Genomic DNA, 1,757 nt, shown 5'->3' with positions numbered 1-1,757 from the left:
TGGATTAATAGTAGATAATTGAAGTGTCATAAGACCTCCGATGGTTTTCTAAATTTACTCACCACCGTTGAGGTCAATCTTGGGTGGTGAACTGAACAGGGTTGACCTTACCGGGAAAACCAACCGGCCAACCTTTCGATTGCCCCATCCAGCCCACCATTGAATTGTGGCTAGATTACGACATTAAAAAACACGCTCGCGGCGTGTGATATGTCGCGGTTTTCTCTGCGAGAGGTCAATCCCGACATCTGATTTTGCAGATGCAAATAAACTATAGCGCATGATTTCTTCTTTCGTCAATGGGTATTTTGTAGGTAATTTTTAGTTATTGTGAGTAAAAATATTCTTACTGGATATTCTTTTTATATTCTTTTTGTAAATGGCGAGTTCTATAACTCCTTGAATTATATGGCTGGGGTGCCAGGATTCGAACCTGGGAATGCCGGAATCAGAATCCGGTGCCTTACCGCTTGGCGATACCCCAATCGGGGATAATTGATATAATAATTAAAATCTATAATATGGCTGGGGTACCAGGATTCGAACCTGGGAATGCCAGGATCAAAACCTGGTGCCTTACCGCTTGGCGATACCCCAACGAGAATATAGATAATTTTTATAAAGAATGGTGCGGGAGGCGAGAGTTGAACTCGCACACCTTGCGGCGCCAGAACCTAAATCTGGTGCGTCTACCAGTTTCGCCACTCCCGCAAATATGGTGGCTACGACGGGAATCGAACCTGTGACCCCAGCATTATGAGTGCTGTGCTCTAACCAGCTGAGCTACGTAGCCATCTTTTTGCATAACCTTTATCGGCGTTGCCGGGCGAATTATGCGTATATCGACCCGAGTCGTCAACTGATTTTTTTACGATTTCTACAGAAAAGTATCCGTTTGTTTGGGTTGTAATCATTTTGTCGATAAAATCGACAAAAAATAACGACGTTGTCGCCAAATAATAATAGCTTGATATGTTAAATATAAAAGCTAATTAAGTTAAGATATTTTTGCTCATGAAGTGAAGCGATGCTTTTTATTTCAATGGTAGTGGTAATTTCCATTAACAACCAAAAGCATCTTATTGGTATCTTGCGATAAAATGTTGATGGCCATTGAGCAACTTGTCAGTGGGCAAAAGTAAACAAATTAGCGCGTAATATTGTATATCTATGCAGCTAGTTTGCAGCGATTAATAATTGCTGTTGTCTATTAAAATAAAAGATAAATGTGAGTGGCACAATAAATTCTTTATATTCGCGCTAGTCAAAGCATAGATAAATGTATTACAACGCTATTGCTATTCAAGCAAATGTTGTAAAAGTTCGCCATTTAACATAACACGCTTAGTTAAGGCGAAAGCGCCAATAGCTGAATTATGTACCAGTTGTGAAGTAACAATCGGTAAATCATTGCGGAAATCTTTTAGCGCTTGGGTTTTGATACAGTTTTGCACGGCGGGTAGGAGAACTTTTTCAGCTGCTGTAATTTCTCCTGCAATGACGACTTTTTGCGGATTAAATAGGTTACACGAGTTTCGCACAAAACTAATTTGGGTACGCTAATAAAACACGGATGTGCTCAGCAATAGCATTTTTGATTACGTCCCAATTTTGTTGATAAAGGGTTATTTTTTCAGATATACGACGTTTATGTTGTTCAAACCACGCAGAAATAGCGAGAAAAATATGATTTCTTTGCGCTCGGCTCGTGCGAGCCTGACAGCGTTCAATACCACAATTTTGTTTAACTTCTCGAT

4 tRNA genes and 2 pseudogenes are annotated in these 1,757 nt (G+C 40.0%); all 6 read right to left on the bottom strand.

The features are described 5' to 3' along the window. Window positions 1–409: 409 nt before the first annotated feature. Window positions 410–484 (bottom strand) — tRNA-Gln (locus CBG25_RS16500). A 38-nt stretch (window positions 485–522) separates the two neighbouring features. Continuing rightward, window positions 523–597, bottom strand: a tRNA-Gln gene (locus CBG25_RS16495). A 29-nt stretch (window positions 598–626) separates the two neighbouring features. Continuing rightward, a tRNA-Leu gene (locus CBG25_RS16490) sits at window positions 627–711 on the bottom strand. Window positions 712–716: 5 nt separating this feature from the next. Further along, a tRNA-Met gene (locus tag CBG25_RS16485) sits at window positions 717–793 on the bottom strand. A gap of 505 nt (window positions 794–1,298) precedes the next feature. Then, window positions 1,299–1,526: pseudogene (locus CBG25_RS16480) on the bottom strand (ROK family protein); the annotation flags it as partial. Window positions 1,527–1,545: 19 nt separating this feature from the next. Beyond that, window positions 1,546–1,757: pseudogene (locus tag CBG25_RS16475) on the bottom strand (hypothetical protein); the annotation flags it as partial.

The sequence above is a fragment of the Arsenophonus sp. ENCA genome (assembly GCF_002287155.1).
Taxonomy (GTDB): domain Bacteria; phylum Pseudomonadota; class Gammaproteobacteria; order Enterobacterales; family Enterobacteriaceae; genus Arsenophonus; species Arsenophonus nilaparvatae.
The sequence above is the reverse complement of the archived record's forward strand: the minus strand, read 5'-3'. Positions and strand labels throughout refer to the sequence as shown.